13 protein-coding genes are annotated in these 14,399 nt (G+C 63.5%); 12 read left to right on the plus strand and 1 reads right to left on the minus strand.

The annotated features are described in order from the left end of the window. Positions 1–2 precede the first annotated feature (2 nt). From U5A65_RS05270 to U5A65_RS05280, 3 genes are all read left to right on the plus strand, one after another. A complete protein-coding gene (locus U5A65_RS05270; protein WP_321945665.1) occupies positions 3–245 on the plus strand; it encodes a hypothetical protein in 243 nt (80 codons plus the stop codon). 692 nt (positions 246–937) lie between these two features. Further along, entirely contained in the window at positions 938–1,168 is a 231-nt protein-coding gene (locus U5A65_RS05275) for a type II toxin-antitoxin system Phd/YefM family antitoxin (protein WP_069262207.1), read from the plus strand. Then, on the plus strand, positions 1,168–1,557 hold the full coding sequence (locus U5A65_RS05280; RefSeq protein ID WP_042267575.1) for a type II toxin-antitoxin system VapC family toxin: 390 nt from the start codon (positions 1,168–1,170) through the stop codon (positions 1,555–1,557). The genes U5A65_RS05275 and U5A65_RS05280 overlap by 1 nt, the downstream gene beginning before the upstream one ends. Here the strand turns inward: U5A65_RS05280 and U5A65_RS05285 are convergent. Continuing rightward, positions 1,536–2,612 carry a LacI family DNA-binding transcriptional regulator gene (locus U5A65_RS05285; protein ID WP_321945666.1) on the minus strand — a complete coding sequence of 359 codons (1,077 nt, stop codon included), beginning with the start codon at positions 2,610–2,612 and terminating at the stop codon, positions 1,536–1,538. The two genes, U5A65_RS05280 and U5A65_RS05285, sit on opposite strands and share 22 nt — an antisense overlap. 286 nt (positions 2,613–2,898) lie before the next feature. Between U5A65_RS05285 and U5A65_RS05290 the strand changes: the two genes are divergently transcribed. The 9 genes from U5A65_RS05290 (at position 2,899) to U5A65_RS05330 (ending at position 13,915) form a co-directional block, all read left to right on the plus strand. Beyond that, positions 2,899–4,194, plus strand: a complete 1,296-nt coding sequence (locus U5A65_RS05290; protein ID WP_321911276.1) for an extracellular solute-binding protein — start codon at positions 2,899–2,901, stop codon at positions 4,192–4,194. An 89-nt stretch (positions 4,195–4,283) separates the two neighbouring features. Then, entirely contained in the window at positions 4,284–5,201 is a 918-nt protein-coding gene (locus U5A65_RS05295; RefSeq protein WP_321945667.1) for a sugar ABC transporter permease, read from the plus strand. A 3-nt stretch (positions 5,202–5,204) separates the two neighbouring features. Next, positions 5,205–6,035 carry a carbohydrate ABC transporter permease gene (locus tag U5A65_RS05300; protein ID WP_321911273.1) on the plus strand — a complete coding sequence of 277 codons (831 nt, stop codon included), beginning with the start codon at positions 5,205–5,207 and terminating at the stop codon, positions 6,033–6,035. A 34-nt stretch (positions 6,036–6,069) separates the two neighbouring features. Next, entirely contained in the window at positions 6,070–7,200 is a 1,131-nt protein-coding gene (locus U5A65_RS05305; RefSeq protein WP_321911271.1) for a sn-glycerol-3-phosphate ABC transporter ATP-binding protein UgpC, read from the plus strand. Positions 7,201–7,306: 106 nt separating this feature from the next. Further along, positions 7,307–9,715, plus strand: coding sequence for a glycoside hydrolase family 3 N-terminal domain-containing protein (locus tag U5A65_RS05310; RefSeq protein ID WP_321945668.1), 2,409 nt, complete (start codon positions 7,307–7,309; stop codon positions 9,713–9,715). An 88-nt stretch (positions 9,716–9,803) separates the two neighbouring features. Further along, complete coding sequence (locus U5A65_RS05315) at positions 9,804–10,571, plus strand: SDR family oxidoreductase (RefSeq protein WP_321945669.1); 768 nt, start codon at positions 9,804–9,806, stop codon at positions 10,569–10,571. Next, positions 10,568–11,452: an SMP-30/gluconolactonase/LRE family protein gene (locus U5A65_RS05320; protein WP_321945670.1), complete on the plus strand. Its 885-nt coding sequence runs from the start codon at positions 10,568–10,570 to the stop codon at positions 11,450–11,452. Before U5A65_RS05315 ends, U5A65_RS05320 begins: the two co-directional genes overlap by 4 nt. A gap of 198 nt (positions 11,453–11,650) precedes the next feature. After that, complete coding sequence (locus tag U5A65_RS05325; RefSeq protein ID WP_321911265.1) at positions 11,651–12,253, plus strand: hypothetical protein; 603 nt, start codon at positions 11,651–11,653, stop codon at positions 12,251–12,253. A 513-nt stretch (positions 12,254–12,766) separates the two neighbouring features. After that, entirely contained in the window at positions 12,767–13,915 is a 1,149-nt protein-coding gene (locus tag U5A65_RS05330) for a GGDEF domain-containing protein (RefSeq protein ID WP_321911263.1), read from the plus strand. The last annotated feature ends 484 nt before the right edge of the window (positions 13,916–14,399 follow it).

Genomic DNA, 14,399 nt, shown 5'->3' on the forward strand with positions numbered 1-14,399 from the left:
CAATGGCGAACAAAGGGTCGAAGGGCGATTTCGAGTCGGTTGCGAGAGCGCCGGCCGGCCCAGTTGCGCCGCCTGCCGATGCGCCCGAGGCGACGGACCGGGAACGCGAGCCGCCGCGCGAGCGCCCGGACCCGCCGGAGCGCGCGGAGAAAAGGCGCGAACCGCTGCATGCGTTCATCGTCCATTTCGATGCGGAGCCTTCGTCGAAGCCGCCGCGGCCGGATTATCCGGACCAGCCAACATGACGATATCGGGACAGGGATGATTACGAGTGTCGCGAATGGGCGTTACGACTTTTATTACCGCCCATTTAACGTTAGCCGGAACGGTACTTTTTTGCAGTACGCTTTGGCGAACTCGCCAGGCGCTTTTCCCTTGCTGGGCCGGGATCTGGCGGGGTTTACGCGCACGCTGCCGTATTTCACCGAGCCCAGGTAAACCACGCATGGCGGTGCCAGAACGGTGGATTTAACATCGATTAACGTTAAGGGTAACGTTATTATGTTTCTGCTTAATCGACGGTCTGCAACAAGGGCAATCCTCTCCCCCAACGCTCCGCTTCCCTGCGGCAGCGTCCGTACGGCCAGGCGAGGCGTACACCGCCATTCGCACCTGGCCGCCGGCAAGCAACACACCGTGTTGTCTTGCCTCGCGGGTCGCTCGATCACAACTCGGGCTGCCTGACGGGTACTCACAGACATATCGATTATATGAAAGCGCAAGGGCTGCCGGGGCGTATTCGTGCAAAAGATGTTACCGGTAAAAACCCGCAGTTCGTCTGTGCGGGGTGCGCCGGCGCCAGGGCGTAGTTCAGGCAGTCAACCGAAGTGCAAGGCCGATAAAGAGCCATTGGGGAACGAAGCGCAGGTATTCGATTGCGCGCGCAACAACCCGATGCAATAACAATCCGATTGAATTTTGATGGGTGGAGAACGTCATGGAAAAGCGAGTATCGAAAGCCATTTTCAAGTCCCGGGCCTGCGAGCTGTTCCGCCAGGTCGAAACGCTGGGCGAAACCGTCGTCGTGACGGACCGGGGACAACCTACCATTGAAATCCGGCCCTATCGCAGCAAGACGGAGAATCCGCTCGAACTGCTGCGTGCGTCGATCACGCATTTCAACCTCAAGCACGCGTTAGCACCGGTTCCCGCCGAGCAGGAAGAGTAATGATCACGCTCGACACGCTTGCGCTCGTGTGCTGGCTCGGCAGGCAGAAAGCGTTGAGCCAGGCCGCGCACGATGCGATCGACCGTGAACTCGCGGGCGGCGAGATTCTCATCTCGGCAATCAGCGCGCTCGAAATTGCGGAGTTCGTGAAGGCCGGCAGCCTTGGGCTCACGATGGACGCCCGGAGTTGGCTCTCCACGTTTCTGAAGCTGGATGGCGTGCGCCTGATTCCGGTCGATTCCGAAATTGCGTTCCGCGCGGCGACGCTGCCGCCCGCACTGACTTCGCATCAGAGGCTGATCGTCGCGACCGCGCGCACGCATGGCGGCGCGCTCGTGACCTCCGATGCGAAGGTGCGTGCGTCGACTTACGTCGAAACGATCTGGTGACGCGAGCGGCGGTGCCGCGTCCTGGCCGGGCCGGTCGAGTCGCGCACCACCAGCTCCGCGGGCAGCGTGATGCGCTGCGAAGCGGCGTCGATGCCGGCGATCTGCGCGAGCAGCGTATTGACCGCCGAGCGCGCCATTTGCTGGAACGGCTGGCGAATCGTAGTGAGTGCGGGATGAAACTGCTCGGACATGGGAATGTCGTCGAAGCCGATCACGGAAATATCGTCGGGCACGCGCAGGCCCGCTTCCCTGACCGCGGCGATCACGCCGAACGCGCTCTGGTCGTTGGCCGTGAAGATCGCGGTGGGCGGATCGGAAAGATTGAGCAGGTCGAAGGTGACGTCGAACGCCATCATTTGCGAGAGATCGCCTGCGGCAACCAGCGCGTCTTCGCGCGGCAAGCCGAGCTTGGCGAGCGTGTCGCGATAGCCGCGTTGACGGTCGCGCACACCCTCGATGGTTTCGTCGCCGGCAAGGAAGGCAATGCGCTTGTGACCGAGTTCCGCGAGATGTTCGACCGCGAGACAGGCGCCGCCGTAGTTGTCGACGGAGACCGAAGGAAAGCCCGTGAGCGTGCCGCGCTGATCGACCACCACCACTGGCACTTTGGCCGTGGCGAGCGCTTCGAGGCAGAGCGATTCGCGCGGCAGGATGGCGAGAATGCCGTCCGAAAACTGTTGAATCAACCCAAGCAGGTCGTGATGCGTATGGCGGTCTTCGTCGAACACGGTGTACACGAGCATTTCCATGCCCGCGCCGCGTGCCGCGCGGCCCGCGCCGAGCACCAGTTCGCTCGAGAACTGCGTGTCGAGCGTGGGTGTGATGATGCCGATGATGCCGTTGCGCCCGCCGGAGAGTTTCTGCGCGGTCCGGTTCACGACATAGCCGATATCGGAAGCGATTCTCAGCACTTCGTCGCGCGTTTCGCGCGACACGCCCGGGCGTCCGTTGAGCGCGCGCGACGCGGTCATCTGCGACACCCCGGCCAGCTTGGCGACGTGCTCAAGCGTGGGAGTTTGCCTTGCCATGCGTGGTGTGGGCTTACGAGAGGTCATGTCTGCGAAGACTCGCTCGTGACTCGCTGGTTACTCCGCGGGTTAGGCGCTGGTCACGTTAGCGATACCGTTTATGTGCTGGCTATTCTATCAGATGCGCAGTTTTTCAAATGTCCACGTGTACGCAAACCTTGCGCGGGGCGCAAGCTCACGCCGGGGGCTCACCAGGAAAATCCCGCATAGCCGGAGTTCACGTCTCGGCTTAACATCCACTAACGTTAAGGCTAACGTTAAATCCTCAGGTAACACAGGTAGCTCTCAAAATTCCATAAGAGGGGACACAAACATGGCGTACCCAGGTTTCTCCAAGGCGCGGGCGGTAGCCGGCGCCACGGCACTGCTGTTCTCGTTGTCTGCAGTCGTTTCGAACGCCGTTGCGGCGGATTCCAAAACCATCACGGTATGGGATCAGCAGACCAATGCGTCGTCGAGCAAGATTATTCGTGACGCGTCGGATCGCTTCGAAAAGTCGGACCCGGGCTACAAGGTCGAAAATTCGCACGTCCTGAACGAGGCCTACAAGACGAAGCTGAAGGTCGCATTCGGCGCGAACCAGCCGCCGTGCGTGTTCGAGAACTGGGGTGGCGGCGGCCTGCAGGAGTATGTGAAGTCCGGCCAGATCGTCGATCTCACGCCGTACCTGAACAAGGACCCGGCGTTCCGCAGCCGCTTCATGCAGTCGTCGTGGAACGTCACGACGTTCGGCGGCAAGACCTACGGTGTGGCAGCCGAAAACGCGGCGGCCGCCGTGATCTTCTACAACAAGGAAGTGTTCAAGAAGTACGGCATCACGCCGCCGAAGACGTGGGATGAGCTGATGCACGTCGTCGATGTGCTGAAGCAGCACAACGTGGCCGCGTTCTCGCTGGCGAACAAGAACAAGTGGACCGGCTCGATGTACTACATGTACCTCGTCGACCGTATCGGCGGTCCGCAAGTCGTGAGCGACGCAATTGCGGGCAAGGGCAAGGGCTTCGAAGATCCGGCGTTCGTCGAAGCCGGCAAGCGCATTCAGGAGCTCGTGAAGGCCGGCGCGTTCGCGCCGGGCATCAACGGTCTCGACTATGACTCGGGTGCTTCGCGCCGCTTGCTGTATACGGGCAAGGCTGCGATGGAACTGATGGGCGCCTGGGAAGCTTCGACGATCGCGAACGAGAATCCGGCGTTCTCGAAGGATCTCGACTTCTTCCCGTTCCCGAGCGTGCCGGGCGGCAAGGGCGATCCGCGCGACCTGATCGGCACGGTGGGCGACGGCTTCCTGAGCATCTCGGCCGAGTGCAAGACGCCGGACGCCGCCTTCAAGCTGATCCAGGCGCTGACCGACGACCAGGCAATGCAGGCACGCGCCTCGGATGACCACAAGCTCCCGCCGGTCAACAACGTCAAGATCGACGATCCGTTCACGCAGCGTTTGCAGCAGCTGCTGGCCGCCGCGCCGAGCGTGCAGCTCTGGTACGACCAGGCACTGCCGCCTGCGCTGGGCGAGCTGCACAAGGACACGACGCAGGCGCTGTTCGGTCTGTCGGTCACGCCTGAGGCGGCTGCGCAGCAAATGGAAGCCGCTTCGAAGAAGGGCGGCTGATCTTTAGGGCCTGTTATCAATGTGAACAGGCCCTAACACTCAAGAAAAGTCCGGCTGGCGCCGCGAGGCGCCGGCCGGCAGACAAGCTCGTGAATATCGCACTTTCCGCTACACCTGAACGCCGGCTGAAGCTATCGTCGCAAACGCTCGTCACGGTCGTGTTTCTCGCGCCGTCGCTGCTGCTGCTGGCCGTGTTCCTGCTTTATCCGCTCGTTTCCAGCCTGCGGCTGTCGCTGCTCCACTGGAATGGCCTTGGCAATACCGCCCGCTATACCGGGCTCGCGAACTGGGTGCGGCTTGCCCACGACACGGTGTTCTGGCAATCGCTCAAGAACAACGTGATTCTCGCGGCCGCCTCGATCGTGATCCAGCTTCCTGTGGCGCTCGCGCTCGCCGTGCTGCTGGAAAAAGCCGGCCGTGGCTCGCGCGTGCTCAAGGTGCTCTATTTCCTGCCGCTGCTCATGTCGAGCGTGGCGATCGGCGTGCTGTTCAAGCAGATCTACGATCCGAATTTCGGACCGCTGAACGTCGCGCTGCAGGCCTTCGGCCTGGATGGTCTCGCGAAAGACTGGCTGGGCGACCCGCATTTCTCGCTGGGTGCGACGATCGCCGTGATCATCTGGCAGAACGCGCCGTTCTACATGATCCTGTTTCTCGCCGGCCTCTCGTCGATGCCGGCCGAAGTCAACGAAGCCGCGCTGCTCGACGGCGCTTCCGAGTGGACCATTTTCTGGCGCATCAAGCTGCCGCACCTGCAAGGCACGGTGCGCACGGCGGTGATTCTCTCCGTGCTCGGCTCGCTGCGTTACTTCGATCTCGTCTTTGTCATGACCGGCGGCGGCCCCGAAGGCTCGTCCGAGGTGATGGCCACGTACATGTATCGCACGGTGTTCAGTTCGTTCCAGCTCGGCTACGGCAGCACCATCGGCTCGGCGATGTTCCTGATCGTTATCGCGGTGGCGGCGGTGTCGATGTACTTCACTCGTCGCTACGCAACCGAGGTTTGAACCATGAAGAAGAAATTCCGCTTTCCGCGCGTGGGAATTCCACTGCTCGCGCTGATCTGGCTGGCTGTCACGACGATCCCCTTCATTTTCATGGTCGTGTCGAGCTTCAAGAGTCAGGAAGAGACCTTCTCGACGAACGTGTGGGCGCCGCCGGGGCACGTGTTCTTCGGCAACTACGCGGCAGTGCTGCAGGGGCCGTTCTTCACGTATTTCCGCAACAGCGTGTTCACGGTGGGCGTTTCGGTGGCGCTGATCGTCATCATCAGCGCGATGGCCGCCTATGTGTTTGCGCGCATGCGCTTCAAGCTGAACAAGTTGCTCTTCGGTCTCGTGGTCGCGGGCATGATCGTGCCGCTGCATGCCACGCTCGTGCCGATCTATCTGCTCACGCGTAACCTCGGTCTCTACGACACGCCGTTCGCGCTGCTCGGCCCGTATGTGGCCCTCAGTCTGCCGGTGTCGATCTTCATCCTGACCGAGTTCATGCGCCAGATTCCGCGTGAGCTGGAAGAGGCCGCGCAGCTCGACGGTTGCAGCCCGTTCCGCATTTTCTGGCGTATTTTCTTCCCGCTCTCGGGGCCGGGGCTCGCCACTGTGGCGATCTTCAACGGCATTGGTCTCTGGAACGAGTTCATCTTCGCGTACATGCTCACGTCGACGGCCGAGCACCGCACGCTGCCGCTCGCGATCTGGGACTTCATGGGGCAATACGCGTCGAACATACCTTCGATGCTGTCCGTTCTCGTGCTCACGTCGTTGCCGCTGATCGTTGCCTACGCATTCGGTCAGGAGCGCGTGATCAAGGGGATGATGGCCGGCTCGCTCAAGGGCTGATTTGCATCGCACACCGAACTTCGCATAAAACGATATGGCAAGCATTTCCCTCAATAACGTACAGAAAGCTTACGCGAGCGGCAACGCGGTGATTCGCGACGCCAACCTCGAGGTCGGCAAGAACGAGTTCTGCGTGTTCCTCGGCCCGTCGGGCTGCGGCAAGTCCACGCTGCTGCGCATGATCGCCGGGCTCGAATCGATCACCGACGGCGAGTTGCGCATCGACGGTCAACGGATGAACGAGGTCGAACCCGCGAAGCGCAAGGTCGCGATGGTATTCCAGAACTACGCGCTCTATCCCCATATGAGCGTGTACGAGAACATGGCATTCGGTCTGCGTCAGGCGAAAATCGACAAGGCCGTGATCGACAAGAAAGTGCGCAGCGCCGCAGCGGCGCTGCAACTCGATACCTATCTCGAACGCCGCCCCGCAGCGCTCTCCGGCGGCCAGCGCCAGCGCGTGGCGATCGGGCGTGCCATTGTGCGCGAGCCGGGCGTGTTCCTGTTCGACGAACCGCTGTCGAACCTCGACGCCGCGCTGCGCGTGCAAACGCGTACCGAAATCGCGCGTCTGCACCGCGAGTTCAGCGAAGCGAGCGCCGTGTACGTGACGCACGACCAGGTCGAAGCGATGGCGCTGGCCGATCGTATCGTGCTCATGCAGGCGGGTACGCATATGGAGCGCAACGGCAGCGTGGCACAGGTGGGCGCGCCGCTCGATCTGTATCACCATCCGAAGAGCCGCTTTGTCGCGGGCTTCATCGGCTCGCCGAAGATGAACTTCTTCGCCGGCACCGTGGTGGGCGGCGACGACGGCGGCGTGGTCATCGACCTGGAAAGCGGTGAGCGCGTGCGTGCGCGCGTGGACGGCTCGCGTGCGCGCGCCGGCATGAAGGTGACGCTCGGCGTGCGCCCGGAACACTTGCGCGTGGCTGTTGATCCGCGCAATGAACAAACGTTGGCGAGCCGCGTGAAGCTGGTTGAGCACATGGGCGAGCACAGCTATATCCACGCGACGCAAACGGGCCCGGCTGCGGTGACGCTGATCGCCAAGGTGCCCGGTGACAGCCCGTTGACGCACGATGAAGCGGTCAACCTGGCGCTGCCCCCCGAGGCTTGCCACGTTTTCGACGATCACGACATGGCGCTGCGACGTCTGATCTGAGCGGAGCGCGGCTTTTGCCGCGCGGCTGCGCAACGCCAATTTCAAAAGCACAACTAAGCAGACGGTGAGAAAAAAACCGTCTGGTGCAATACCAGGGAGTCAATCGATGTCGCTTGAACACACCACTGAGGTTGCGGTTTATCGCCGCGCCGATGCGCCGACCGAGCAACGCGTGGCCGATCTGCTCGCGCGCATGACGCTCGACGAAAAAATCGCCCAGCTTCACGCCGCGTGGCTGAAGCTGTCCGCCGACGGCGACCACAAGGCGCGCTCGATCGATTTCGCGCAAAGTGCGAACAGCCTCACGGTGGACCAGATTCTGGCGCATGGTCTTGGCCAGATCACGCGCCCGCTCGGCACGCACACGGTCGATCCGAAGGAAGGCGTGCGCGCGCTCAACGAGCTGCAGCGCAAGATGGTCGAAGACACGCGCCTGGGCATTCCCGTCATGTCGCATGAGGAGTGCCTCGTGGGCCTGATGATCAAGGACGCCACGCTGTTTCCGTCACCGCTGAACTACGCGGCGACGTGGAACCCGAGCCTCGTGGGCGAAGTGGGGCGCATTATCGGCGAGCAGGCGCGCTCGATTGGCTGCCATCAGGGGCTCGCGCCCGTGCTCGACGTCTCGCGCGATCCGCGCTGGGGCCGCACCGAGGAAACGCTCGGCGAAGATCCGTATCTGGTCGGCGTGCTCGCGTGTCACTACGTGAACGGTCTGCAAGGCGAGCGGCGCGATGTGCTCGCCACGCTCAAGCACTTCGTCGGCCACTCGGCGAGCGAAGGCGCGCGCAATCACGCGCCCGTGCACGTCGGCCCGCGCGAGCTGAACGATGTGTTCCTGCTGCCGTTCGAAATGGCGGTCAAGCTCGCGCACGCGGGCTCGATCATGCCGGCGTACCACGATATCGACGGCGTGCCCTGTCATGGCGACCGCGCGCTGCTGCACGATACGCTGCGCGAAAAGTGGGGCTTCGAAGGCCTCGTCGTTGCCGACTACGCTGCCGTGGATCTGCTCTACAGCCATCATGCCGTGGCGCACGACAGCGCATCGGCGGCGGCGCTCGCGTTCAATTCGGGGCTCGACGTCGAACTGCCTGGGCACGAGTGCGCTGTCCATTTGAAGGAAGCGCTCGAGCGCGGCGAGATCACGGAAGCGACGATCGACACCGCGGTTTCGCGCGTGCTGCGCACGAAATTCCAGCTTGGCCTGTTCGAGAACCCGTACGTGGACCCCGAGCGCGTGGATGTGAAGGGCACGGCGGCGGGCGATACGGCCTACCAGGTCGCGCTCGAATCGGCGGTCCTGTTGCGCAACGAAGGCGGCGTGCTGCCGTTGCGTGCCGATGGCGCCCAGAAAATCGCCGTGATCGGCCCGACTGCCGACGACCCGCTCGCGCTGCTCGCGGGCTATAGCTTCCCGGTGCACCTCATCAACTCGGGCGAGCAGTCGGTCGCTTCGATTGCCACGCCGCTCGGCGCATTGCGTGCGCTGCTCGGCGAGGCGCGCGTGCTGCATGCCAAGGGCTGCGACATCATCAAGGAGCGCCGTGCGGGCGCGCCGGTTTTCCCGGGCGATGTGTCGCTCGACCTGAGCGGCAGCGCCAACCGCGACGAATTGATCAGCCAGGAGACCGATGGCATTGCAGGCGCCGTCGAAGCCGCGCGCGCGGCGGGCGTGGCCATTGTATTCGTCGGCGATCTGGCGGGGTTGTTCCAGTCCGGCACGGTGGGCGAAGGGTCCGACACGGACAGCCTCGAACTGCCGGGCGTGCAGCTGCAATTGCTCACGGCCGTGGTCGAGAGCGGCACGCCAACCGTCGTCGTGATGACGGGCGGCCGTCCGTACAACCTCGGTGGTCTCGAAGATCGCATCGCCGCGCAGATCATGGCGTTCGCACCCGGCGAGCGCGGCGCCGAGGCGCTGGCCGATCTGCTGGTGGGCCGCGCCAATTTCAGCGGCCGCATGCCGCTCTCGGTGCCGAAGAGCGCAGGCGCCGTGCCGTATGTGTACAACCATCGCCTCAAGAGCGCGGGCACGCCGATCGCCTACCACTTCGGAAGCCGTTATCCGTTCGGTTTCGGCCTGGGTTACGCGCCGTTCCGCTACAGCGATCTCGCGGTGGCGCAGAGCGAAGTCGCGCTTGAAGACGGCACGGTCGAACTGAGCTTCACGGTTGAAAACATCGGCGAGCGCGAAGGCACGGAGATCGTGCAGATCTACGTGCGCGATCAGCACGCGTCGGTGGCCCGGCCGGTGCGCGAGCTGAAGGCGTTTGCGCGCGTGCCGCTCGCGGCGGGCGCCTCGGCGCGCGTGCGCGTGACGCTGCCCGTCGACATGCTCAATTTCACCGACGCACGCGGCGAGCGTATTGTCGAGCCGGGCGCTTTCGATTTGATGGTGGGCAGTTCGAGCCGCGACATTCATCTGCGCGGCACGGTCACGGTTGCGGGCAACGCGGCGCGAACACTCCCGCGCGACTGGCGCATGCTGAGCGCGGTCGAAGTCGTATCGTAAAGGCAGGACACGCAGCAGGTCAGGGTGGCGAGCTATTGATGGCTCGCCGCCCTGTTTGGGGTTCTACAAGTCAAAACTGGAATATCTGATGTCGTACGCAATCTATCCGAGCCTGGCGGACAAAACCGTCGTTATCACCGGCGGCGGCAGCGGTATCGGCGCTGCGGTTGTCGAGGCGTTCGCGCAGCAGGGCGCTCGCGTGTTCTTCCTCGACGTGGCCGAACAGGATTCGCTGGCCCTGCAGGAAACGCTTCGGCATGCGAAGCATCCGCCGCTGTTCAAGCGTTGCGATCTGCGCAGCGTCGACGCGATCGAAAGCGTGTTCGCTTCGATTGTCGAAGCGGCGGGCCCGATCGACGTGCTCGTGAACAACGCGGGCAACGACGACCGCCACGATATCGGCGAACTCACGGGGCAGTACTGGGACGAGCGTATCGCCGTGAACCTGCGCCACCAGTTCTTCTGCGCGCAGGCCGCCGCGCGGGGCATGCGCGAGGCGGGTCGCGGCGTGATCCTGAACTTCGGTTCGGTGTCGTGGCATGTGGCATTGCCGAACCTGCCGATTTACCTGACCGCGAAGGCCGGCATCGAGGGCCTCACGCGCGGCCTCGCGCGCGATCTGGGCGGCGCGGGCATTCGCGTGAACTGCGTCATCCCGGGCGCCGTGAAAACGCCGCGCCAGATGAACCTGTGGCAAACGCCGGAGAGCGAGGCGAAGGTGGTGGCGGGGCAGTGCCTGCCCCTGCGCATCGAGCCCGAGCATGTCGCGCGCATGGCGTTGTTCCTCGCTTCCGACGACGCCTCGCGCTGCTCGGGCCGCGATTACTTTGTCGACTGTGGATGGTACGGAGAATGACGATGCCGGTTCCTGTGTGCGTATGGCCCATCGGCGCGGAGCTTGCCGAAGGGCCGCTGTGGCAGGCCGCGGAAGACGCGATCTATTTCGTCGATATCAAGGGCCGCCAGATTCATCGCCTCGTGGTCACGACCGGGGTGCGCACGACGTGGTATGCGCCCGACCAGGTCGGCTTTCTCGCGCCGCTCGGCGACCGGGTTTTCGTGTGCGGCATGCCCGACGGCCTGTATCGCTTCGATGCGGTGAGCGGGGAATTCGACAAGCTGGTGGACGTCGAGCCGCATTTGCCGGGCAATCGTCTGAACGACGGTTTCGCCGATGCGCAAGGACGCTTGTGGTTCGGCTCGATGGACGACGCCGAAGAAGCGCCGACCGGCACGCTGTACCGCGTGGACGAAGGCGGCACGATGAGCGCACAGGACAGCGGCTATGTGATCACCAACGGCCCGGCCATGAGCCCGGACGGCCGCACGCTCTATCACAACGACACGATGCGCCGCGTTGTCTATGCGTTCGACGTCGCCGTTGACGGCACGCTGTCGCGCAAGCGCATCTTCACCGCGATTGGCGGCGAAGGCCACCCGGACGGCATGGCGGTGGACGCCGAGGGCTACGTGTGGGTCGCGCTATTCGGCGGCTGGCGTATCGACCGCTATTCTCCCGAAGGCGAACTGGTCGAGCAGGTGGCGTTTCCTTGCGCGAACATCACGAAGCTCGCGTTCGGCGGGGACGATCTGCGCACCGTGTACGCCACGACTGCGTGGAAGGGGCTCACGGCCGCCGAGCGCGAAAAGCAGCCGCAGGCGGGTGGCTTGTTCTCGTTTCACTCGCCGGTGCCGGGCCAGGCTCAGGCACGCTGCGCGGCGGCCTTCGCGCGTTAAGCTGTATTGACCGTATCGACCGTATCGACCGTATCGACCGTATCGATCGCATCGACCCTATAAGACTAAAGTCCGATGCCCGGGGCGTGCTGCAGTGTTAGGCTCCGAGAGCACACGCCATGGTCCCGGACCGGCGCAACAAGCGTGGCACCTGATCGTTTCAAGGGGACTACCATGCTCTATCGATCGAATACGTGCATGTCGTTCGCGCGCAGCCTTGCGCTCTGCGTCGCGGCCATTGGCGTTTATGCCGCCACGGCACCCATCTGCCTGGCCGCCGACACTCAGGCCTCCGCCGCTTCGGAAGCCATGCCAGCCGGGGCATCCGTCGATACGGAAAGCGGCACGATCAGTCTGATCGATCGGAAGAATGCGCTGATCGTCGTGACCGTGCCGGGGCGCGACGACCTGAGCTTCAGTGTGAAAGAGCATCCGGACGTGCTCGATGTCGTCAAGGTCGGCGACAAGCTTACAACCCACTATCTGGAGCCGTATGTCACCGGTTTGACGCCCGCCAACGGCGTGGCGATCACGCGCCTGAACCACACGGCAAAAATTACGCAGCACTCCTCCGGCGCCGACAACGAAAACTTCCAGGTGCTCCGCGTCTTCAGCGGCGTGGCGCAAGTCACAGCCGTCGACCGCAAGCTCAACCTCCTGACCATCGTGGACAAGTCGGGCACTGCGCGCTCCATTCGGGTGAGCCGCCCCGATCTCGTCGAGGTGATGCAGACCCTCAAGCACCATAGCCACGTGAAGATCACGTACGAATCCGAGATGACCGTCACCGTCGCCCGTTAGCGGCATCGTCGCGCGCAGTCGATAACTTTTTTCGAGTGGACCGATCCGTTTTCGTTTGCCCATCCGTCTTTAGCATGCCGGTTGCAGTGTGCACCGGCTTCGGCGAGAACAGGAGGGCGCGATGGAGACGATGCAGAATCAAACGGTGCTGATTACCGGAGGCAACCGGGGATTGGGTCTTGCCATGGTGGCGGCGTCTTTTTGCGCGCTATGTACTGGACCGGGCGCCCTTGCGAGCGGTCTAGTCCGACCCTAAAATTCTGGCAGCGCGTTGCTTCAACGCATCGTGCCTGGTCTGATGTAAATCGTATGATGCGCACGCCAATTTCCCCCATTGGTTGCTAGCTCAACCAAAGCCCCTCACCCACCGCATTCCTAAAGTTTTCCTTACAGCCTGCCGTTATCGCAGTTGGGCGGCGGCGCCCGTTGCTTTCGCACGGCCGTACGACGCGGACTTGACAGGGCGCGAGGGGCGAAAACGTCTGGCGCGCGGTACGACCGACGGTGACGCATGTGAGCTCCCGCAACGAAATCTACTCTTTGCCGCGTGGCAAGCTGGCCCGTTGGTTGACCGAGCCCGGACAGGACACGCCGCACGAAATCCGTGTCGCCCTTGTCGGCACCTTGTTCGGAACCCTGCCGATCTTCTTCGGCGGCGTGTCCAATACCGTGGCCGTGGCGTGGCTCCTGGCACGCCGCCATGGAACGCTTCCGTTCAAGTTCTGGCTCATCGCCGAGATCGTCGTCTGTATGGTGCGGCTTGCCATTCTTACCCTTTCGCGCCGCCGCGCGAGGGAGGGCAAGAGCACGCCCACCGACGTCTATATTCTCCTCGCGCCGTTGTGGGGCGCGACCGTGGGCTACGGCGCGCTCGTCAGCGCCATGAGCCGGGACTGGGTATCCGCCACGCTCGCCTTCCTTTCCGCCGCCGCCATGGTGGGCGGCATCTGCTTTCGCAATTTCGCGGCGCCGCGGCTCGTGGCGGTCATGATCTGCCTTTCGCTCGGCCCATGCTGCATCGGCGCGCTGCTGGGCGGCGAGCCGGTGCTCCTGCTCTCGCTCCTGCAAATTCCCTTCTATCTGTTCGCCATGAGCGCCGCCGCGCGGCACCTGAACGCCATGCTCATCTCGACGATGAAGGCCGAACGGGAAAACAGCCATCGCGCGCGCCACGATGCCCTCACGGGGCTGCTGAACCGCGACGGCCTCTTCAGCGCGGCGGGACCGGCGAGCGCGACGCCCCTCAAGGCGGGCATGACGGTGTTCTTCGTCGATCTCGACGGCTTCAAGCTGGTCAACGACGCGCATGGCCACAAGGCCGGCGACATGCTGCTCGTGCAGGTCGCGAGCCGCCTGCGCATGCTGGCCAGCGCGGGCGCATGGGTGGCCCGCATGGGCGGCGACGAATTCGTGATCGTCGATCCTCAGGCGGACCGGGCGCCGCGCGAAAGGGCGAGCCTCGTGACCGAAGCGATCGAGCGGCCCTTCGAACTGGCGCCCGGGCTCCTGGTGAGCGTTGGGGCGAGCGTCGGCTTCACGACGGTCGCGGCGAACGAGCTGGACGTCGATCTGGTTCTGCGCCGCGCCGATCTTGCGATGTACGCCGTCAAGCGCGAAAAGGCGCCGGGCGAACCGGTCCCGGCGGTTGAAAGGCCCGCATGAACGCGTCGCTCGCGCCAGGTTCGCGAGGTGCGATGGCGAGGGCGTCGATATCGCCCGGCTCGAAGCCCTCTGCCAGGCGTTGGCCGCCCAGGGGCCGCCACGACCCCGTGCTTCTTGAGCGCCTTTTGTCTTGCTCGCTTCGTGCGCTCGCATCATGACAGCGCCGTGCTCGACCCCGATGGCACATCGAGTGGACCGAATCAGTTCATCGCGCGCGTGGGTGTGCAAACGCGGATCTAAACTCAAACTAATCGACGCCTAACTTTTCCCCGGAAAAATATCGTTTATTTTTCCGGGACTGAAATGACATCATCTCCGCCCCGCAAGCCTGTGGGCGGCACGCCGCGTCACATTCCGTTCATAACCCTTTCGCCGACCCCGCCAATTGTCGGGCCGCACGCGTTTCTTTTTTTGATGTTAATTTAAACGCCATTCCCGATTGGCCATTTAAACGGCGATTTTCCCCATCTTTTGGTGCGAAATT

This window comes from Paraburkholderia sp. J10-1, from assembly GCF_905220165.1.
Lineage (GTDB): Bacteria > Pseudomonadota > Gammaproteobacteria > Burkholderiales > Burkholderiaceae > Paraburkholderia.